Here is a 20,205-nt window from a genome sequence, read left to right as displayed (position 1 = left end):
TAACGTTCAGACGAGGGTAAAGAGAGAGTCCAATTCTCAAAGCCATTAGGTAGTAGCGAAAGCTGCGAGAGAATGAAAATCCGTTGGCTAGTGATAGCCGTGTGGGTTCAAGTCCCACCGCCCCCATATTATTAAAACCCTTATAGGCTAAGGCTTATAAGGGTTTTTGATTCCCGATCATTTAAAATCCATAGTTGACGGTAAAGTAAAAGCCTTCATCTTGTAAATTGTCGCCTTTATCGTCTATAGAGATTAAAGGACGGGCATAATCTAACCGCATATTTAAACCGGGAATTACTTGCCAAAGCACCCCCGCACCGATGCCGACTAAAAATTGTTCATCTGGTAAGGGATTAGGATTATCACCATGATTCCAAATACTGCCCATATCCACAAATGGAGCAACCTGTAAGATGGAGAAGTTAGAGGTATTTCTAATCACAGTAATTCGGTCTTCTACGGAAAAGCGAAAGCCATTGTCTCCAGAACGGACATTTTGCCGATACCCCCGTAAAGAACTACCGCCACCAATCACGAATTGCTGAGAAGATAATAGACTATTGGGTGTAAGTTGTAGATCTCCTTGAATAATTAATAAGTGATTGTTGTTCAGCCGTTGGACGCGCTGCAATTGTCCCGTCCAACTGAAAAAACGACCATCAGGAATGGGATCGGGGTTGACGGTAGCATTCAACCAGCCGGTGCCTAGGGTAAATTGCGATCGCACCGACCAAGCTCCCTGCACATCCCGTCGGATATAGTCTTGGCCAAATTTAATCACGCTGGTGCGACTGATTCCGTCTTCATCAGGGCCTAAGCCAAAAGGGGTTGGGCCTTGGAAAGTAAAGGTCTGACCTGTTTGATGGGCTAAGGCCAAAGATAGGGCAAATTCTTCACGAGGCGATCGCGCCAAAGGCTGACGAAAACTCAGTTCATACAATTCTGAATTGCCCCGAATTTCTAATTCTTCAAATTCATCTTGGACAATGCCATTCCGGTTTGGGGCTACTCGTAATTGAACCGTGCCATTCATCGCATTCACCGGCACGCGATAGGAGAAATCATAAACTTGTGAATCCCCATCGGAAATATAAAATGAACCCAAAATATCATCACCCCATCCGGTGACATTGCGCCAACCCAAAGTTATTCCCGCTCTTTGTGAACCCACCGACGGCGGCGATAAATTATCCACACTAAAATTATTCACAAAAGGGCTGGCTTCTTTAATCCTTACCAGGAGCACACTTTTACCAATCTCACTGCCAGCCCGTAAAGAAGCTTCCACATTTTCAAAAATCGGATTCAGCCGGAGTAATCTGAGTTGATCTTCTAATAAGGCTGTATTCAGCGGACTACTTGCCCCTAAAAAAATCCGCCTCTTAATATAAGAAGGATTAATGCGACGATTCCCTTCAACTTGAACATCTTCTAAAACTCCTTCAATAATATTAATTCTAACAATGCCAGTTTGATCTAAAGTTTGGTCAGGAATAAAAGCACGAGAGGTAATATAACCTCGATCCAAATAAATTTGGGTAATCGTATCCGCAACTTCTTTCAATTGTTGCACCGTAATGTAATTCCCTTCCAAGGGGGCAACAAGCTGTTGAATTTCTGCCTCCGTGAGTACAGTAGAAGTCACAATCTCGATTTTTTTAACCAGAAATTGTTCAGAGGATTCAGTCGGTAAAGGAATTTCTGTGGGGGTGGGTTCTGGGAGAACATTTTCTTCCTCTTCTGGGGATGTGGGTTCCGGTTCCGGGATTGGTTGGGGAAAGCGATCGCGGTTCGGGTCGGGTTGAGGATTAAGCGGTGGTGCCGGTGGGTTTTGAGTTATATAATTTTGAGTTAGGTTTTGGTCAATGATAGGGCGATCGCTGTCAAAAGAAACAAAAGAAATATCCGACAATTCCAGAGAATCATCCCCCGTAAAAACCGGCAGCCAATTCGATGTCATTTCTTCTGGAGACCAACCAAAGTTATCATCAATATCCGGTTGATTTGCCACCGCATCTTCCGGCAAAACCACTGATAAATTTGTCAGCATCTCTGCCCTAGCCTGCTCGTCAAATATTAGCAGGCTGATGCTCATAAAAACTCCACAAAACACCAATCTCATTAAATATCTAATCATCAGATTGCTTGCTCCTATTTGTAATTTCTTGACTGCCCCTAGCAAAATGTAGCAAAATGTAGTTTGGGTTGAGGAACGAAACCCAACCTAAGAATAAAGCTACGAATAAAGCTTATTTTAGCCCGGTCATGGCAGTATGGTGCGTTCGCGGAAGTTTAAGTTTCGTAGGGGATCGTCGGGGCAACCACAGCGATCGGATTGCCCCTACTAATGGCCAAATTAACGTCTTAATTGTAGCAATAATTTATAATGCCTGGTATAATATAAAAATTATACTCACCACAAAGGCACAAAGAACACCAAGAGAGAATTAAGACCTTTGTGTCCTTTGTGTCTTTGTGGTGAATTCATCACTTCCCTAACAACTCCTGCAACACCTCCTTAGTAAAAGGATTCTTCCCCTTCTTCAACGCATCCACCCAACCTTGACGCTGTACCTTTTTCTTTTCATAATCCTTCCGGTAATCTTCATTTTCTGTTTCTCTAATCCACTGATTCAAATCTTTAATATACGCCTCAAAATCTAAAATTGCCCCCGGATAATCACCAGTCAACGCACGAGCTACCCCGCGACTATCCCGAATATTTCCATTATTGAGATCGCGTTTTACCGCCATATCGCAAGCACTCATCACCTCAGCCGCATAACCCCGTAAACTGCCATGGCGACATAAATTATTTAAATTCGGATTATTTGCTTGTTCCAATTGAGCATCTAGCTCTTGTGCTTCTTTATATTTAGCCAAAGCTTTCTTGGCATTATCATCTTTCATTAACTCGACTGCCTGCTTCACTAAATCAGGCACCACCAGTGATTTGACCTTCGCTTCCAACTCGGCTTTTTCCTGATTATTCCATATCGGTTCACCATATTCATTCACCTGTTCTTCGCAAATTTTCACCGCTTCATGGGCTATTTGCCGGTCTTCCCCATCTTTAATGAATGCGTTCACAAACATCTGATTCGACCGCAACTCGTCACACCCAGCATCCAACCAACCCTGCCAAGTCCCTGGCCACAGGCGAATCGTTTTGTCCCCACTCCCAGAAACAATTCTGCGACCATCCGGGGAAAATGCTACTGAGTTGACCAAATTCTCATGGCCTTTGAGGACGGCTAATTGTTCCCCCGACTGGATATCCCACAGGCGAATCGTTTTGTCCCCACTCCCAGAAACAATTCTCTGACCATCCGGGGAAAATGCTACTGAGTTGACCAAATTCTCATGGCCTTTGAAGACGGCTAATTCTGACTTCGACTGGATATCCCACAGGCGAATCGTTTTGTCCCCACTCCCAGAAACAATTCTCTGACCATCCGGGGGGGAAAATGCTACTGATTTGACCCAACTCTCATGGCCGTTGAAGACAGCTAATTCTGACTTCGACTGGATATCCCACAGGCGAATCGTTCCGTTGCCACTCCCAGAAACAATTCTGCGACCATCCGGGGAAAATGCTACTGAGTTGACCTGGCTCTCATGGCCGTTGAAGACAGCTAATTCTGACTTCGACTGGATATCCCACAGGCGAATCGTTCCGTTGCCACTCCCAGAAACAATTCTGCGACCATCCGGGGAAAATGCTACTGAGTTGACCTGGCTCGGATCGCCTTTGAAGACAGCTAATTCTGACTTCGACTGGATATCCCACAGGCGAATCCTTCCGTTGCCACTCCCAGAAACAATTCTGCGACCATCCGGGGAAGATGCTACTGAGTTGACATCAGACTCATCGTTTTTGAAGACAGCTAATTCTGACTTCGACTGGATATCCCACAGGCGAATCGTTCCGTCATGACTCCCAGAAACAATTCTGCGACCGTCCGGGGAAAATGCTACTGAGTTGACAAAATACTGATAGCCCTTGAACAAGTTGCCTTTGCGTGTCACCGGCAATGCTGCGAATAAACTAGATTGCACGAGAGGCAAAACTTGACCCAAGTCTTTTTGACTTCTGCCGGTGACTTGAATCGCAAGAGTTAAAGCTTTTACTGGGTCAGAGTCCACTAAACTTTCTGCTAACGAAGCATTGGTTTTTATTTGATCTACTCGCTCCTGTTGTTCTGCCTGCTGCCACTGTAGCCCAGAAAAAATAGCCGCCCCACTGACCAATATAATAAGCGCTGCTACTGACCCAATTTGTAACAGTCGATTATTCCGGTTTTGTTGCCGACTTTTAGCAATAAATTCTTTTTGTAAATCTGTGGCTGGTGGTTGCTTATTTTCTGCCTCACTTTCCCGCAACCAACTCTCAGCACCCGTTAACTCTCTGCCCCGCAATAATAAATCCTTACTTTGAGATTTTTCCTCCCATTCTAAAGCCCGTTGCGACCACTTGGTATGACTCTGCACATGGTCTCTATCTGTATCTAAGATCCTGACTAATTCGCTAAAATTCGCATAAAAATCGCCCTGATGCTTGGTAAAATCAATCCATTGCACTTTGGCCAAAGCCGGATGCAGTGTTTTTGATTTAACGGGACGATATAATATCGTGACAAATCGCTTATTTAATTTTTCGGCATATTCCACCTCATCGCTACAATAAGGAGAAAATACCGAATCAGGCGATATAATAAACAGAAAGTTATCAGAGTTTTTTATGCCCCGGTATATTTCGTGCTGAAAATCGGTTCCTGCGGCGATACTTTCCTGGTCAAACCAGGTAGTTTTACCCTGAATTTGCAACGCATCATTGATTTTTCGGGCTAAGTCGGAATCCCTACGCGAGTAGGCAATAAACACCTCTAAAGATTTGGCTTGATGCTGACTGCTGGCTTTGAGAAATTCTTTTTGTAAATCCGTTGGCAAATGGTCTTGACGAGTTTCTGCTACCTTCAACCAAGCCTGAAAATATTGCAGGTTATATCCCCGAAACAAAATGCTAGGGTTATGATTTTGATCTTGCCATTTCAGGGCTTGCACTAATAAAATCTTATGCTGATGATAATATAGTTCATCGTCTTTAATTTGTTTAATTAACTCATTTGTCTGGCTTTCATAACTAAATTCTGGCAATGCCTCTATTTCTGGGGATGGCACGATAAAACATATTATTCGCTTGTGATAAGATAAGGCTAAATCTATTTCGGTTTGGCAATAGTCAGCGGTGAGTGACTCTAGAGAAACTAAGTAAACAAAATTATCCGCGATCGCGATACCACGATGCAGTTTTTCCTGGAAACTCATCCGTTTTTTGATGTCGCTTCTCTCAGTCCATATCGTGATTTTTTCTCGCTGCAATGTTCGCGTGAGTTTTTTCATTACTGCGCGATCGCCCTCAGCATAGCGGATAAAAACCTGAGTTAATAAATTATTGGCATTTTTAATGCTTTCACAGATATATTCACAATGTAAATCCGACGGCTGACAGGGGGCTTGTTCCTCTTTAAACCGAATATCTAACCATGCTTCTGCTGCTTGCAGTTGTTGCCCAATTAATAAGTAACGACTGGGCTTTTTATTTTGCTCCCATTCCCTGGCTTTGGCTAATATTTCCGTATGTTGTCTCACATAATCTTCATAGCTGTGGAATACTTCGATAAGTCCCGCAAAAGATGTGTCAAAATTATCCGCATCTTCCCGGAAATATGCCCAGTTAATTTGGCCGATTTTTGGCGGCATATTGGTCAAAGAAGAATCCAAACCTTTGGCTTGATATGCTTCCCAGTCTTCCTTTGTCCCTTGGGGATTTCGTTCTTGCCAAATTTCCTGGGTAATTTGCTCAACATGGAGTAAGGGAATGATGCGCTTATTATATTTGACTGCTAGATTAATCTCTTTCTGGCAATAGGGCGAATTCACCGAATGCGGGGCAATAATAAAGAGGAAATTATCCGCTTTGGCAATGCCATCGTCGATTTGATTTTGGAAATCCACTCCCAAGGGAATATCGTTTTGGTCAAACCAAATGTTAAAGCCAGCGCTGGTGAGGCAATTGTAAAGTTTTGTAGCAAATTCTTTGCTATCGGCGCGGCCATAGGAAATGAAGGCGTTGTAGAATTTTGTCATAAGCTAATAAGCGTTTTTCTATTGAATAAATCACACCCGTCGGGGTTAAAACTTCCCAGATCATAGCGTAAGCCTGCCCCCGTGAAAACGGGGGTCGGATCTATCCGACTAATTCATGCTTGTAGTTATACCGTTTTCAATTAACAATGCAACAGTAGGGGCGGTTCGCGAACCGCCCCTACATACGCCCAAATTAACGCCTTAATTGTAGCAATAATTTTTGATGCTTGGTTTAATATAAAAATTTTACTCACCACAAAGGCACAAAGAACACCAAGAGAGAATTAAGACTTTTGTGGCCTCTGTGTCTCTGTGGTGAATTATCTAAGCAGTGCTTTATTCGTAGAGCCTGCCCCCAGCCTGCCCCCGTGCGGGGGGCGGGGGTTGGACTTTTGGAACGAAACCCAACATTATTCTTCCGTTGGGTTTCCTACATTTTTAAGGCTGTGGTGCCCCCACGCGGGGGTAAACTAGGCTGGAATAAAGGTTGATTGTTTATACCTTAAATTTCCGCGAACAGCCCCCTACAAATAACCAACAACAAACAACCACCAACCAATAACCAACAACAAATCACCAATTTACCTCATATTCGCGAGTTGCTGAGTTCGTTCTAAATAAATTTCTATGACGCGATCGCCGGGATTTTTGCTTAAACAATCCTCTAACAATTCAGCCGCTTCTCGATATAGTTGTTGATGATACAACAATATCGCTTGTTCAAAAGCGGTTTGGGTCAGTAACTTGGCGGTTTTCACTTCTGGGGGATCCGCATCAAATACTTCAAAAACCGTCACCATTTCTGATTTCCCTTTCACCTGCACTCGATCCAGCAACCGAATCGCATAATCATTGGGATTTGCTAACTTTAAAAAAGTTTGGTTAGAAATTAACAAGGACACGCGATAATTTTTGGTCAAGCCTTCTAAACGAGAGGCTAAATTCACTGCGTCACTAATCACCGTCCCATCCATGCGATCTTTCCCCCCAACGGTGCCAAGCATCAAATCTCCTGTATTAATGCCAATCCCAATTTTAATCGGCATTTTCCCAGCTTGGATGCGATTTTGATTATATTCCTCTAATCGATTTAACATAGAAATACCCGCTTTCACCGCATCATCGGCACTCTGACTAAACAAGGCCATAATCGCATCGCCAATATATTTGTCAATAAAGCCATTATTTTCCAGAATGGCTGGTTCCATACAGGATAAGTAATCATTAATAAATTGAAAGGTTTCTTCTGGACTCATTTGTTCGCTCAGAGAGGTAAAATCTCTAATGTCCGAGAATAAGATTGACATTTCTTTTTTAGATTGATCGCCCAGTTTGACCTCCAGAATACTCTCTTTTTGTAACAAGCGTAGAAACTCATGGGGAACAAAGCGACCATAGGCAATGTTAATCTTGGCCAATTTCATGTGAGTTTTAATTCTAGCAATTAATTCATTTTTAGAAATCGGTTTACTCAGGTAATCGTTTGCCCCATTTTGAAAGCCTTCTACCATGTCAGAGATTTGATTTTTCGCCGTCAGCATCAAAACCGGCAGTTCTGACGCTGGGAAATGCTCACGGAGTTTTTCACAAACTTCATACCCGGTCATTTTGGGCATCATCACGTCTAATAAAATCAGGTCAGGTTTAAACCCGTTTGCCACTAGGTTTAAAGCTTCTTGTCCATTAGAAGCTTGGGTAATGGAATAGTTTTGTAAAGATAGGTAATTGATCAATACCTGAAGGTTGACGGGTTCATCATCGACGATCAACACTTTAAATCGATCTAATTCTTCATTTGAGGAAAATTTATTATGCAAATTATTATGCAAAATTTCTGGATATGTTTCCGGTTGATGGGTGTTTTCCTGGGAATTGACTAAGCCCAAAGACACTTTTTCTATCGCTGCACTGGCGGACTTTTCCCAAGATAAAATCCGGTCTTCTTTGAGAGACGTTGGCGCTGATGCGATCGCCTCTGATCCTGCCCCTGATCCTGCCGCGATCGCCAAGGTAAAAGTAAACCTTGACCCTTTGCCAACCGTTGATTCTACGGAAATAGTTCCCCCGTGTAACTCCACTAATTGTTTAGTCACCGCTAACCCTAAACCTGTCCCTCCATATTCTCTAGCGGTTGACCCATCTCCTTGTTCAAAGGATTCAAAAATTTTGTCTAATTTATCCTCTGGAATGCCAATTCCCGTATCCGCAACCGTAATCATAATTTGTTGGTTGTTGGCTATTGGTTGTTGGTTGTTGGTTATTGGTTGTTGGTTATTGGTTGTTGCCGGTTCCCCGTTCCCGGTTTTTAATGCGGCGGAAACTTCAACGGTGCCACTTTCAGAAAATTTAATGCCATTGCCCACCAGATTATAAAGAATCTGTTGTAAGCGATTTTCATCGGCAAAAGCGGCGGGAAATTCCTGGGGAATCCGGTTAATCAACCGGAGATTTTTTCCCTTAATCAGAGATTGGCTTAAGGTCAGCACTACTTCGGCGATCGCTCGCAGTCCGACGGGCTTTAGTTGCAGTTCAATATTATTATGTTGTAACTTGGAAAAATCCAGAATATCATTCACCAAATTAGCCAGTCTGTGTCCACTTTGGGCAATCAATAAAAGATTTTGCTTTTGCAGTTCTGACAATTCTCCCGTTGCCCCATCAATCATCGATTCCGCAATGCCAATCATGCCGTTCAGTGGGGTGCGGAGTTCGTGAGAAGTATTGGCTAAAAACTCATCCTTCAATTTATCTAAGCGTTGTAATTGCTCATTTTTAGACTCTAAAGTCATAAATGAAGCTTTTAACTCTTCTGCCATCTTATTAAAAGATTTAGCCAGTTCACCGAGTTCATCAGCGCGGGTAATGGGTAATTTTTGATCCCATTCTCCATCCGCTAGATGTTTCGCCGCATTCTTCAGGCGCAAAATTGGTTTGACAATCCACCGCGAGGTCTGTAAACAGAATAAAAATGCTACCAGTAACGCCACAACACATAAGGCGATCGTGGTGCGAGTATTCGTGTTGATATATTCCATAAAATCCGCTTCAGGAATCACCACCACAATCAGCCAATTTAAGCCTTTATTGTCTTGAATCGGTGAGACTCTAACCAGTTGTTTTTGCCCATTGACTTTAAGGATTAGCTTTTGCGAACTGTTAATTTCCTCCAGACTGATCCCTTCTTTTAAAAGCTGCTGCATTGTCAATTTAATGGCTGGTTCCTGACTATTCAGCGCATTCAGTCGTTCCGGTTCTCCTGTGGTTGTGATAAACGGAGGTTCTGGAGTGGAACTGGCCACCAAATCTCCGTTTCTTTCGATAATGAAAGCTTCCCCAGATTTACTAACTTCTAAGGTGTTGAGAAATTCACTAATTTGAGAAAGCATTAAATTGATGCCAAACACTCCTCGCAGTTGATTGTTAGCATCATAAACAGGAATCGCTGGGGTAATTTGTAACATTCCCAAATCCGCCGAGATATAAATAGAACTCCAGGTAGGGGCTTGGGCTTTAATTGTTTCTTGATACCACGGTCTAGTTCGCGGATCGTATTCGCTGGATTTGATAAATTCTTGGCGATTTCCTTGATTATCGAGTAAATAAATTTCGCGGTTGGGAGCGCTATACCAATCTCTAAATTTGACCACGGTTCGGCCATCGAGATATTTTTGCACTCCCATAAAGTTGCCCTCATCATCGGCAAAATATATATATTCTATGGCATTGGAAAGCTGGATTTCTGACCATAACTGCTTTTGTAAGATTAACAAATCTTCTACATCTAAAATGCCATTACTCACGGTGGCTGCATTGATTTTGTGGAATAAGTGAGGGGTATTCAAGTAATTCTCTAAATGCAGATCGATCCGTTTCGTGACTTGGGTGCTTAACTGGAGAGCAAAATTACTGACGGTTTTTTGACCGTTGCGCCAGGAAAAGTAGCCAACCAGTGCCACTATAACAAAAATTTGCAGCACAAATGGCACGATTAGCATGATCCGCAGCGGGATTTTATCGGTTATTTTAAGAATAAAGTTATTTAATGATTTTATGAACATAACCCAATCGACCATCCGGCTTAGTAATAAAAAATACAAAATAGAAACAAATAACTAATTTGGGATAAAATATTAGCTTGTTACTTAAAATATTTTAAGTTCTTTGAGATTTTTTGTCAATGTTTATATTTTTGATCCTATTTAAATTCAATAAGAGCAAGTGAGTAAATTTATATTTTTCCCCATAATTAATTTTTCTGAGTTTCTTTGACGAATTCTTTGACGAATTATAGATCACAGTGCGATCGCGCCTCTCTGCCTGAATTTTTTTGCCCATCAGTTCCCCTCTTCTTTACCATCTCTGCATAACTCTCGATGATTTCACTCCCCGGCTGACTAAGGATGACTATAGAATATAATACCAATTTCAAAAATTACAGCGACAATTACGAAGTAAATTGGGGCACTTTTCCGTAGCGCCCCTACTGTCGTCTTTTTAATTGGAAACGGTATAACTTAAGAATATAACTTAGAAATATAACTTAATTTTTGACCAGACGATGATTTTCGTCGCCTCTGCTATGGCTTTGCTATGGGTGACTATGGCTGCCAACCCAAGGTCAATCGGGCTAAGTGGCGATCGCTGAGGATTTTAGTTGAGGGCATATAAAACCCGATCGCGTCCTTGTTCTTTGGCTTGATATAAGGCTTGGTCGGCAGTATTAATTAAAGCAGCGGGAGAAAAATCAGCATTAATTAAAGTGCTGGCTACGCCACAACTGAGGGTGACATACTGAAAAGCTTTGTTGTGAGCGTGAGGAATTTCTAATTTCCTAACTTGTAGGCGAATTCTTTCGGCAACTTGCGCCGCTGTTTCGGCGTTGGTATTTGGTAGAATTACTACAAATTCTTCCCCTCCGTAACGAGCCACGATATCTGTGTGACGGACTGCTTGAGTAATGGCTTTGGCGACTTGTCGCAAACAATCATCCCCGGCTTGATGACCGTAGGTGTCATTAAAAAGTTTAAAACAATCTACGTCACAAAGAATTAAAGCAAGATGCGCTTTTTTGCCGCAAGAATCAGAAAAAGAGTTGAGATAGCGATCGAAGTAACCGCGATTAGCAAGTTGAGTCAGGCTATCTATTGAAGCGAGGTGAGATAGTTGATAATGTTGATAGGCAATTAGGGCGATCGCGGCACTAATGAATCCAGTTAACGGAGAAATCACCGGCAGCCACCAACCCCAGAGAAAAGCACTATAACTAATACCAAATAAACTGCCAATTCCTAGGAGGATAGGGAAGAGTTCCCAGCGAAAACTTCTCAGGGAAATTGGCTTGATTTCTCCTAAGTGAGCAGCGGCGATCGCGCCGAGAAAAGACCAGAAAATAATCCATAACCATTTTTGCTGCTTTGACCAGACTCTAATCATGGGACGACCGTCCAAGGCTGCACTGATAATTTGGCTGGTTAAATTGGCCTGAATCACAATGCCAGGAACTCTTGAATCCGTTCCTAATAAATAGGGTTGGTAAGGAGTGGAAAACATTTCGCCAAACCGGGGAGAAGTCGCCCCAATTAAGACAATGCGATCGCGAAAAATTTCTTTTTTTTCTAATTCTGATTTATTTTGCAGCACATCGGTCAGGGAAACTACTTTAAACCGCTCGATTAAGCCGCGATAGTTTAATAAAATCTGATAGCCGCCAAAATCTGTGCCGATATAGGCTCCATTGTTTTCATTTAAAGGGGTTAACACGCTTTTTCCCAACTGGGAAGCATCGCTTTCTTCGGCAATGGGAGTGAGAAAAATTCCCTCAGATGCTAAATATTTTAAGGCTAATTTAACCGCTATATTCTCTTTGACTACCCCAGAATCTAGTTGCACAGAGATTAAGGCACGGCGCAGTTTCCCATCAGCATCTAACATTACATCACTGATGCCCACTTGCCCTTTTTCTGCCAGCCAAGAAGGGGCAGGAATCGTTTCTCCTACTACTTTTTCAATTCCCATTAAAGTAGGAGTATTTTTATAAATATCAATTAATTGGTCATCTCCGGGGTCTATGGGTATATCTCGATACATTAATAATCCAATTGCCCGGGGACTTTGTTGATTTATTTTTTCAATTAAATCTGCTAAAATAGCATCAGGTATTGGCCATGTCCCCAAATGATTAATATCTGATTGCTCGATGGAAACAATCGCCAAGCGGGAATCGGGTTGTTCCAGGGGACGTAGCCGAAAAAATTGATCTAAAGTTGCCCACTCTAGCAGTTGAAACGAGCCTTTGCAATCACCCAGAATAATCAAAGATGCCACCGTTGGGCCAATGATTAGTGTTTTTTTCCATTGCTGAAACAATCCTCCGATCCGTTGCCACATAAAAGCTCAACACCCATAATGAATACAAGATACCAGACAAAAGCTGAGTTTCTTCTATTTATTCTAATGGATAAAAATTCTATGTAACAGGGGGTCGGACTGTCACTTAAGTATGGGCAAAGTATGGGGCGATCGCGATCTCCATCACGATCGCGATCGCGATCGCCGTATGATTAGTTCTGGGGATTTATCACTGCTGAGTTATTGACTCAAAGATTAAACAAAGATAAAAATTTGACGAATTTTTTCACGGGGTTCGAGTCAGTATTCTAGCTTATGTGGTGCTACCGCTACTGGAGGAATTATCGGGGGCTGGTTTTCCAGGGGGAGTTAGAGGATGTTTTCCCACCAGGATCGTGCTTTCCCTTTGTTGGAACAGCCTTGGTTCTGAGCCGAAAAGCCCGGTGGTGTAGTCACCGTAACTGTGAGAGATTAGAGAAAGAGCGATGAAAACTAAAGTTAAGAGCGAAAATTTTTGAGTAGCCATGAGTTGATATCCTGGTATCCTGTAATAGATGTGTTGTCGCTTTTCTGAAGCGTCGATCGCCGATCAGGATATTTTTACTGCGGGAATAAAATTGTTCAGTAGACGCGGACGATTGATGCTGACGATTTGTTAAAAAACTTCATATTCATGGGTTTTTAGGCCAAGATGGACTTGACGGTGACAACGGCAAATCCATCCCCGCTGGATGGCTCGGCTATCGACAAAATAGCCAAAAATGGTGATGATTTGGGGTTGGGGATTTAGGGTTTAGCTTGATTGATGAATGGCTTATATATTGAAGCAGTATTGGGGTAAAATAAAAAAAATCGCGGCATAATAATGTTAAAGCCAGTTAAATATGATAGGATTACTTCAGAGGCGATCGTCTGGAAAATTAACATCGGCTAAGTTCCGAAGATTTTTCAGAAAACGGCAACAGACCGAGCAGAGCAAATCTGCACAATCATCATAAATGCTAAAATTTGGCCTAAATTTGAATGATTCCGCTCCAACTGAATTTAAAAAATTTTCTGAGCTACCGTGAAGCGAGTCTGGATTTTCGCGGGTTACACACTGCTTGTATTTGCGGGCCAAATGGGGCTGGCAAATCATCGTTGTTAGAGGCGATCGCCTGGTCAATTTGGGGCAATAGCCGTGCGGGGACTGATGACGATATTATTCATACGGGAACGACAGAAGTTTGTGTGGACTTTACTTTTCAGTGCGACGAACAAATCCTCAGAGTCCGGCGATCGCGGCAACGGGGACAAACCAGCACCTTGGAATTTCAAATCGCTACCAGTGAAGATGAGCTACAGGTTCAGTTTCGTTCCCTGACCGAACGCAGTTTACGGGCAACCCAACAAAAAATTATCCAACATATCAAGATTGATTATGAAACTTTTGTCAATTCCGCTTATTTACGTCAGGGGCGGGCCGATGAATTTATGCTCAAGCGTCCCAGCGAACGCAAACAAGTTTTAGCCTCTCTGTTGCGACTGGATGAATACGATCGATTAGCAGAAGCGGCGAAAGAGCGATCGCGGGATTATAAAGCCCAAATTCAATTGCTGCAACAAAATCAACAGTCTCTAGAAACTCAGTTAGAACAGCGAGAAGAAACTCTAGAGGCGATCGCCACGGTGGAACGGGAAATTCTCCAACAACAACAAGCACAAGCCACTGACCAAGACCAGTTACAACAGTATAAGGTCAGCAACCATCAGCGGCATACTTGGCAACAACAACTCAGTTGGTTGCAGAGTAATTTAGATCAGTTAACTCGCGAATGCCAGCGGATCGAGCAAGAACAAAAACATAGTCAACAACGGCAACAAGAATTAGAGGAATTGTTGGGGCAAGAAGCCGAAATTCACCAAAAATATAGTGAATTTGAACAACTCCAAGCCCAGGAACAAGTTTTGTCCGATAAGTTACACGCTTACCAAGAAGCCCAAAAGGAGCGATCGCAGCTTCAAGAACAACTGACTAATTATTTAAGCGATCTGAAAAGTCAGCAACAACAAATCAAAGCCCAATTAGAAGCTTTAGAACAACAGAAAAAAGAGTTGCAAAATACTCTCGGTCAAGGGGCGGAAGTGGCAGCGGCAATGACGGAACTCGAAGCCGCCCGCACCAGACTTGCGAGTTTAGACCAATTGCAAACTAAGGCCATTCCTCTGATTCACCGGCGGCAAATTATCCAGACAGAAGTAGTATCTCGTCGCGCCCATACCGAGGCGCGTTTGGCAGAAATTGTCAGTCAAATTAATCGCTTGCAAGTGCAGCAACAAACGGCGGTGCAAGTCCAACAAGCGGTGCAACAAGTTTCCCTACAAATTGAAGATTTGGAGAAGAAGCGAATTTATCAGCAACGGGTGCGGGAAAAAGGACTAGAACGGCGCAATTTTATGGAACGTTTGCAAGCCCAGTTGCGCGATCGCGAGGTGCAGTTGGCGGATATTGAACAAAAGTTACGGTTATTGCAGGTTCCTGATGCGATTTGTCCGTTGTGCGATCGCCCCTTAGATGAGCATCATTGGGACTTGGTGGCAGAAAAACATCAAGCCCAACAGCAAGAATTTAGGAATCATATTTGGGTTTTGCGGGAACAGTTGGCGGTTTCTGAGAGAGAAATTCAACTGTTGCGCGATGAATATGGTAAATTAAATCGAGAATTGGCGGGTTCCGATAATCTCCAAAAACAGTGGGGAGGGTTGCAAGCTCAACTGAATATGACGGCGACTGAACGAGAAAGGCTGCAAAAAATTGATCGGGAAAAAGCCGCCTTAGAGCGATCGCTGAAAACTGGTGAATTTGCCGGTGATTTATATACAGAATTGCAACAAATCGAGCGGGATTTGCAAGAGTTACATTATGATGAAAAAAATCATGCTCTGGCTCGGAGTGATGTAGAACGTTGGCGGTGGGCAGAAATTAAACTGGCTCAAATTAGAGATGCGGAAAAACGGTTACAAAGTCTGAAAAATCGGGAACCAGAATTAGTAGAAAAGCTGGAAAATATTTCAAATTTAATTGAACGAGAAAAAACCGAGTCTTTTTTACATCAAAAGCTGGTAAAATTAGAACAAAAAATTGAGCAAATTGGTTATGATTTTGCCGAACATAAAGCGATTAGTGCTGCCCGAAATAAGGCTCAGGTTTGGTTGACCCGCAAAGAACAACTGCGTCAAGCTCAACAAGATTATCCTCAAGTGAGTAGCCGCGTTAAAGAAGTGACTAAACGATTGCTGGAACGGTTACAAGACCAAGAAAAACTGAGGCAGCAAATCGATCTGATCCAGGAAAAACTGAAGGAATGTCCAGACCAAACGGTAGCGATTAAAAATTTAGAACAGCAAATTGCCCAGCGTCGGCATCAGTTAGACCTCGCTTTGGCTAAATTAGGGCAACTCCAACAACAACAAAAACATTTAGAAGATTTGAGTCAGCAAAAGCACCTGATTAAGCATCAAATTAAGGAAGCGAAAAATCAATATCGGGTCTATAATGAATTGGCGATCGCCTTTAGCAAAAAGGGCATTCAAGCCTTGATGATTGAGAATATATTACCCCAGCTAGAAGCGGAAACGAATAAAATATTATCCCGATTGACGGGCAATCAATTGCACGTCCAATTTGTCACGCAAAAAGCCGGACGTTCAAATAAAAAAGATCCCAAATTAATCGATACATTGGATATTGTAATTGCGGATGCTCGCGGCACTCGCCCCTATGAAACTTATTCCGGGGGCGAAGCTTTTAGAATTAATTTTGCCATTCGCTTGGCGTTAGCTCAACTGCTTTGTACTCGTCAAGGCACCCGGTTACAAATGTTAATTGTGGATGAGGGTTTTGGCACCCAAGACCGTCAAGGGTGCGATCGCTTGATTGCCGCGATTAATGCGATCGCCCCCGACTTTGCCACCATTTTAATCGTCACTCATATGCCCCAATTTAAAGAAGCATTTCAAGCCAGAATAGAAATTAGCAAAACGGCGGAAACCGGATCTCAATTATTGTTGGCTTAATTGGGGGAGTCATAAATATATCAACTCGGTTTCAAGTCGCGCATTTTTAACTCTAATAAATTAGACAATTAGACAAAACCTGATTTATAGTGATTTCAATTCAGATTAATACAATTATGTAGGGGCGCAATTAGGGGCGCAAGCATTGCGCCCCTACAGCAAATGAACATATATTGTAGGGGCGCAATGCTTGCGCCCCTGATTTTTGTCTCAACCACAATTGAAATACCTATATTTAGAGATTATACGGAGGTTTTGGCCATGAATTATCCCACGAAAAATCAAATGAATTGGAAAAGTAAGATGGGTTTGGCTATTTGGAATTATCGAATGAAGCAGCCCAACTATAATAACAACTATAATAAGATTTTCGGTGGTGGTGACTCATTGGGTTTACGAGTTTTAGCTCATAACTACCTAAACTCTCCTGCCTTTCGCGCCGTGTATTTAAAAGAAATTGTCATAAATTCAATATTTTAGAGGATTTTGCTAAACCTAAAAAAGTATAAATTTCTACAATCAGTGGGGGAGAAGATAGTTTTATCTTCTATTTAAATTCAGAAAAATCTTATGAAAAGTTATTCAAAAAAATAGAAACAACAACCGATATCAATAATATTGAGATTGATTTAAATCTTCAATGTTTTAATTTGGCAGAAGGAAATAATCTGCCCAAAAAAATAGAAATTGATCTGGGGGCTTATGTGGCAATTTCTCTGGAACTAGATGAGGAGGGTGATCTAGATTTATCTAGCGATCAACCCTTAAGTTTTAATTTATTTCTAAATCTTGACATTTATGCCCCGATTAAATTAAGCAGAGAACATTACAATGGTGAAATAGCTCAATTAAACCAGCCAAGACTGGCGAATTTTTTACAGCGTCTTGAGCAAAAATTACCTGTAGAATTTGTTTGGGTCGATGCCCCTGACTATGAGGAATCGATTGGACGTTACGGCTTTAATGGTTATAGCGATCGCCCTTAAGTTAGCCAAGCAAAAACCGGGCTTCTCTACACAAGAAACCCGGTTTCTGGGAAGAACCAATCTAGCCAAAGAGGATTAAATCATCGGCTTTAACAAACATTGAGGCGGTCAAATCTTCTTCGGTAAACCCTTGGACAATGCCCAAGTATTTATTATCAACTTTAATCGCTACAGATGCGATCGCGCTGGCATCACCGAGGCCAAAATTGACGGCTTCAAAAGAGAGATTTTGATATGTTACTCCGTCGGTTAAACCAATCTTATCTTCACTGGAGTTGAAATCTAAAATCACATCGGCGGTATTGAGAGTAGATGCTGCGGCTTCACCACTGCGGAGGACAAAGGTATCGCTGCCGCCGTCCCCGGTCAGGAAGTCTTGACCCATATCCCCGCAGAGCACGTCATCGCCATTGCCGCCCATCAAATTATCATCCCCTTTGCCACCACGCAGGAGGTCATTGCCATCACCGCCAAATAAATTGTCGTTGTCTTGGTTGCCGTTGACGACATCATCTCCGGACTCACCGTCAACTTCATCGGCACCCTGACCGCCGCGCAACACATCATTGCCGATATTGCCTTTGACGATATCGTTGCCTTGGTTGCCGTTGACGATATCAGCCCCTTCGCTGCCTTGGATGACATCTTTGCCGGATAAGCCTCGGACATGAAGTCCGATCGCCTGGGCAATTTGGGGCAGGAAAACATTATCATCGCCATCGGATAAGTTGTAAAATTCACCGATCGCCTGATTCGGTGCTTCGCCAGTGGGCGCACCGGGTTCCGTAGCATTGGCTGTGGGTCGTGCCAGCTTAATCGTCTCCGGACTGCTGGGCAGAATAGTTGGCAAACTGAAGATGGCCACAGCGCCAGGACCTGCGGGAGCAACCGGCATAGAGTCGGATGAGCTAGTTGGCTGAAGATTAACTTCAGTCTCGCTACCCGCAACCGGGAGATCCAACGAGTTACTATCCGATGAGTCTGTCACCTCGCTACCCAGTTTCGTGTTTGAAATCAAAGTATCCAAGGCATCACCCGTATTTGCCGCCACCACATCCGCGATCGCCTTTTGTCCGGCAGCCGCAGCGTTTAAGTCATCGCTGGTTGTACCCAGGGCAACTTTTTGCACCCGCGCTAATTCTTGATTCACGTCTGCCCCGGTATTGTTGGCGACTACGGTGTCGATACGTTCATTCGCTTCGGCAATCACTTGGGCTACGGACTCGGACAACTCGCCTAAATCCACTTGCGCTTTAGTCCCGGCGGCTTCCAGAACCGTTTGCAACTGGGACGCATTGGTTAAATCCAAGGTTGTCCCGGCTTGAATTTGAGAGGCGATCGCCCCCACCACGGTTTGACTACTTTCGGCAACGGATAAGCTGGATGCCCCAGAGATCGTATTCGCCATCTGAGTCACAGCATTTTGCAACTTCACCATCGCTGAGTTAAGTTGCACCCCACCGGCTTGATTCTGGGCAGTGGCCGCGATCGGGTCTGTATTACTCAAATCTATACCGGCGGGAATCCCCAGGGCTGTTTTCACTTGGGTTTCCGCGTCCGCTTTGCTCACGCCCTGGTCAACCAAATCCGACACCACATTACTTAACAACGTCACGATGGTAGTATCTGGGGTCGCGACCAACGGCGTAGCCAATGGCAATCCCGTCGCCGTATCCGTCCCCCCGGAAATCACGATCCGGCCTTCTTCGGGATCTAAACGACCATTATTATTCAGATCGAACGGACGGGGATCGATATTAAAAGCAAATCGGCCTTCCTCTGTAGTAATGGCAGAAGGTTCTTGCGGATCCAATACCCCATTACGATTAGTATCCAAAAAGGCTGTGGCATCGGCAATATAACCATCAATCGCAATGCCGTCAATGCCATTACTCCACAATCGGAACAAGTCGCTGGTACTGGCACCTTCGGGATCGGTTGCCGTCACCTCAATTTCTATGAAAAATGAGCGATCGGTATCCTGGGTACTAAAGGTCAAGGTACTGGAATCGAACGTCAACCAATCGGGTAGCGGTCCTGCTCCTTGTTCTTGCCACTCACCGTCGCTCCAGTCAACAAAGCTCACCTGAGTAGCACTGTAAGTCAGTTCGCCTCCCTCTGGATCGGTAAAAGTATTAGGTTCCAGGGTTAAGCTAAAATTCTCATTCCAATCGTGACTTTGCCAAGAAATCGGATTAGTCACCACAGGTGCATCGTTTACATCGGGATTATCCACCACCTCAGGGGGTACGGGGTCTACCAGTATCGGCGGTTCCCAAACGGGTTGCTCAAACGTCACCTCTGGCAGTTCCGCCGCCAAAATTTCTTCACCGCTGAGATTGCCCACGGTTTCAATAAAGCCGCTTCCGGCACCAGTTCCCGCTGCATCAAAGAAATTGGTAATCACAACATCTGACCATTGGTTAGCCCAGCCATCTTTGTTGGTATCAATCACCAGGCTTGTACCCATCCGACCCAGACCGGCGATACCCGCAGCCAAGCCAGTAGCCGATAGAGTCATCGGCGTTTCCGTTACTTCTGTAGGCTCCACCGGCATCGGCTCGACGGCGGATGTAGGCTCCACCGGCATCGGCTCGACGGGGGATATAGGCATAGGCTCCATCCGCACAGGATCGACGGCTAATGTAGGCTCCACCGGCATCGG

The 20,205-nt window shown here is 43.6% G+C and carries 7 protein-coding genes; 2 read left to right on the top strand and 5 right to left on the bottom strand.

Annotation, left to right across the window (positions count from 1 at the left end; translation table 11 throughout):
* Nucleotides 1–181: 181 nt before the first annotated feature.
* The 4 genes from AM228_RS23365 to AM228_RS23350 form a co-directional block, all read right to left on the bottom strand.
* Nucleotides 182–2,095, bottom strand: coding sequence for a ShlB/FhaC/HecB family hemolysin secretion/activation protein (locus tag AM228_RS23365; RefSeq protein ID WP_231636925.1), 1,914 nt, complete (start codon nucleotides 2,093–2,095; stop codon nucleotides 182–184).
* 392 nt (nucleotides 2,096–2,487) lie between these two features.
* Nucleotides 2,488–6,150, bottom strand: coding sequence for a TIR domain-containing protein (locus tag AM228_RS23360; RefSeq protein ID WP_054469341.1), 3,663 nt, complete (start codon nucleotides 6,148–6,150; stop codon nucleotides 2,488–2,490).
* 581 nt (nucleotides 6,151–6,731) lie between these two features.
* Nucleotides 6,732–10,145 carry a response regulator gene (locus AM228_RS23355; protein WP_231636924.1) on the bottom strand — a complete coding sequence of 1,138 codons (3,414 nt, stop codon included), beginning with the start codon at nucleotides 10,143–10,145 and terminating at the stop codon, nucleotides 6,732–6,734.
* A gap of 655 nt (nucleotides 10,146–10,800) precedes the next feature.
* Nucleotides 10,801–12,537, bottom strand: coding sequence for a CHASE2 domain-containing protein (locus tag AM228_RS23350; protein WP_054469340.1), 1,737 nt, complete (start codon nucleotides 12,535–12,537; stop codon nucleotides 10,801–10,803).
* A gap of 984 nt (nucleotides 12,538–13,521) precedes the next feature.
* Between AM228_RS23350 and AM228_RS23345 the strand changes: the two genes are divergently transcribed.
* Together AM228_RS23345 and AM228_RS23335 are read left to right on the top strand one after the other, a co-directional pair.
* A complete protein-coding gene (locus tag AM228_RS23345) occupies nucleotides 13,522–16,554 on the top strand; it encodes an AAA family ATPase (RefSeq protein WP_054469339.1) in 3,033 nt (1,010 codons plus the stop codon).
* A gap of 650 nt (nucleotides 16,555–17,204) precedes the next feature.
* The gene (locus AM228_RS23335) at nucleotides 17,205–17,540 is read left to right on the top strand and encodes a hypothetical protein (protein WP_054469337.1); all 336 of its coding nucleotides are present in this window, start codon (nucleotides 17,205–17,207) and stop codon (nucleotides 17,538–17,540) included.
* A 61-nt stretch (nucleotides 17,541–17,601) separates the two neighbouring features.
* Here AM228_RS23335 and AM228_RS23330 read toward each other — a convergent pair.
* The coding region (locus AM228_RS23330) for a putative Ig domain-containing protein (RefSeq protein WP_231636923.1) at nucleotides 17,602–20,205 on the bottom strand (2,604 nt) is incomplete at its 5' end.

This window comes from Planktothricoides sp. SR001 (assembly GCF_001276715.1).
In the GTDB taxonomy this organism is placed as follows: Bacteria; Cyanobacteriota; Cyanobacteriia; order Cyanobacteriales; family Laspinemataceae; genus Planktothricoides; species Planktothricoides raciborskii.
This window is presented reverse-complemented; position numbering and strand designations above follow the sequence as displayed.

What these genes read in the sequence shown, in the direction of transcription:
- AM228_RS23365 (WP_231636925.1), bottom strand. Translation starts at nt 2,095, where the DNA reads ATGAGCATCAGCCTGCTAATATTTGACGAGCAGGCTAGGGCAGAGATG.
- AM228_RS23360 (WP_054469341.1), bottom strand. Translation starts at nt 6,150, where the DNA reads ATGACAAAATTCTACAACGCCTTCATTTCCTATGGCCGCGCCGATAGC.
- AM228_RS23355 (WP_231636924.1), bottom strand. Translation starts at nt 10,145, where the DNA reads ATGCTAATCGTGCCATTTGTGCTGCAAATTTTTGTTATAGTGGCACTG.
- AM228_RS23350 (WP_054469340.1), bottom strand. Translation starts at nt 12,537, where the DNA reads ATGTGGCAACGGATCGGAGGATTGTTTCAGCAATGGAAAAAAACACTA.
- AM228_RS23345 (WP_054469339.1), top strand. Translation starts at nt 13,522, where the DNA reads ATGATTCCGCTCCAACTGAATTTAAAAAATTTTCTGAGCTACCGTGAA.